Here is a 2,610-nt window from a genome sequence, read left to right as displayed (position 1 = left end):
GGGGGGGGGGGGGGGGGGGGGGGGGGGGGGGGGGGGGGGGGGGGGGGGGGGGGGGGGGGGGGGGGGGGGGGTGGGTTCCGCCCGTGGTCGTCGGCGAGGGCTCGTACGGGGTGGTGTCCGGCGTCGGACTCGCTGTCGGATTCGATGTCGGACCGGGCGTCGGCGTCGGACCGGGCGTCGGACTCGGTGTCTGTGCCGGTGGGATGGGGGTGGGGGTGGGGGTGGCCAGGTGGGTGGCCAGTTCGCCGATCGTGCGGTGTTCGAAGAGGAGGGTGGCCGGGAGGGGGCGGCCGAGTTCGCGTTCCAGGCGGCGGGCGAGGTCGACGGCGGTCAGGGAGTCCAGGCCGAGGGTGAGGAACTGTTCGTCGTCGCCGATGTCCTGCGGGGAGCGGTGCAGGGCCTCGGCGAGGAGGCGGCGTATGAGGGTGGTGACCTGGGAGGGAGCGGGGGAGTGAGGGCCGGTGCGGTCGCCGTTGCGGGTGGACGCCTCATGGCTCGGGAGGGGCTGTTCTGCGGCGGCTGGGGGTCCGTCGTGGCTGGTCGCGCGGTTCCCCGCGCCGCTCAAGGGTCTGCGGTCCTCAAGGGGGGCGGGGGCTGCGGCGTTCGAGCCCGTCACCAGTACGTGCGGCGCGTCCAGACCGGCCGCCGCGTGGAGGCCCGCGAGGGCGGCTCGTGCGGTCAGGGGGGCGGCTGTCCGTGACAGCGCCGGTGAACGGAGTCCGGTCCGTGGGCCGGTCCCGCTCGCCAGGCCCGTGTCGGTGACGGGGCCGAAGGCGATCGACTGCCAGGGGCGGCCGGCGGCGCGTTCGGCGCTCGCGAAGGCGTCGAGGAAGGAGTTGGCGGCGGCGTAGTCGCCGAGGGCGCCGGCGAGTCCGGGCAGTACGGCGGACACGGACGAGAAGGCCACGCACACGGCGTTCTCCTGGCTGTGCCTGCGCAGTGCTTCGGCGAGGAGTGTCGTGCCGCGCACCTTCGCAGCGAGTACGGCCTCGATCTCGTCGTCGGGCTTGCCGCGCAGGCTGCCGGGGCGGGCCGTACCCGCCGCGTGGAACACCGCGTCCAGCGGCGGCAGTCCGGCGATGAGTTCGTCGACGTCGGCCGCGTCGGTGACGTCGGCCGCCTGGTAGAGGGCGCGGGCGCCGAGGGCGCGCAGGCCGGTGAGCAGGGCGCGCGGCGGGGTGGCCGTGCGGCCGGTGAGGACGAGGGTGGGGGTGCCGCGCTCCGCGAGGTCACGGGCGAGCGCGGAGCCGAGGCCGCCCGCGCCGCCGGTGATCAGGTAGGTGCCGTTCGGGGGGAGGGGTGTGGGGGAGCTGGGGGTGGTGGGGGTGGTGGGGGCTACGGCCGTACGGGCGAGCCGGCGGCCCGTCCGCCAGGCGACGGTGCCCCCCGCGCCGGGAGCGGGAGGGACAGCGGTACCCAACTCCCGTTCCAATGCGTCGAGTTGGCTGTCGAGCGAGTCCTCGGAGGTCAGGTCGACGCTCAGGGAGGAGAGCCCCGGGTGTTCCTCGGGGAGGGCCAGGGCGAAGCCGTGCAGGAGGGCCTGCGCGGGGCGGGAACGGGTGGCGGTGTCGCCGCTGCCGGTGCTGTACGCGTTCTCCGTGACGAGCAGTAGGCGGGTGGGGGGCGTGCCGAGCGCGCGCAGCACCTCGCGCAGGGCGGAGACGGCGGTGCCGGTCTCCGATCCCGTGCCCGGGGCGTCACCGGCGAACCACAGCACGGCCTCCGGGACGGCGGCCGTCTCCTCTGCTTCCGGCGGCCCTTCGGACCGGACCGGCGTCGGCCCCAGCACGGTCACTCCGCGCCCGGCGAGCCGGTCGGTGAGGGCGCGGCGAAGTGGGGTGTCGGCGCCGGTCAGGCGTACGACGCGGGGGGCGGGGGCGGCGGTCAGCGGGGCGTCGCGCCAGAGGAGCGGCTGCGGGGTGGGTATGTCGTCGGGCGAGGTGGGTGCTGCCGTACGCGGCACAGGTCTCGTACGCGGCGCAGGTGCCGTACCGGACCCGGGTGCCGTGTCGAGGCGCTCAGGCCAGTGGTGACCGCGCTGGAACGGGTACGTGGGGACGGGCACCCGTCGCCGTGCCGTGCTCCGGGCCAAAGACGCCGGAGAGGCCGGAGCCGTCGGGGACAGCGGGGCCCCACGGGTCCAGAGCCGGCCGACGGTTTCGAGCAACGCCCCTGCTCCGGAGCCGGCCTCCCGGCCGTCCGAGGCGGCGGGCAGCGCGGGCAGCGCGGGCAGGACGGTCACGTCGGAGAGGGCGACGCCGGGCTGTGCGGTGGCCGTCGCGCGGATCGGGGCGGACAGGGAGGCACCGGGGCCGAGTTCGACGAACGTGTCGTAGCCCTCGTCGAGGAGTCGGGCGACGGCGGTGCCGAAGCGGACGGGGCGGACCGCGTGGTCGCGCCAGTAGCCGGAGCCGGGGGTCAGGTCGGGGCCCCACCGGCCGGTGACCGTGCTCAGCATCGGAACGGTGGCCGGGGCGACGGTCAGGGACTTCGCCGCGTTGTGGAGGGGGTCGAGTACGGGGCTCAGCATCGGGGAGTGGAAGGCGTGTGAGACGCGGAGGCGGCGGGCGGCCACGCCCCGGGCGGTGAGGGCCGCGACCGCCCGGTCGA

1 protein-coding gene is annotated in these 2,610 nt (G+C 76.6%); it reads right to left on the bottom strand.

The window, feature by feature from the left end:
* Window positions 1-2,610: SDR family NAD(P)-dependent oxidoreductase (locus AWZ10_RS12610; RefSeq protein ID WP_159058257.1), on the bottom strand; the 2,610-nt coding region annotated here is incomplete at both ends.

This window comes from Streptomyces europaeiscabiei (assembly GCF_001550375.1).
Taxonomy (GTDB): Bacteria; Actinomycetota; Actinomycetes; order Streptomycetales; family Streptomycetaceae; genus Streptomyces; species Streptomyces europaeiscabiei.
The sequence above is the reverse complement of the archived record's forward strand: the minus strand, read 5'-3'. Positions and strand labels throughout refer to the sequence as shown.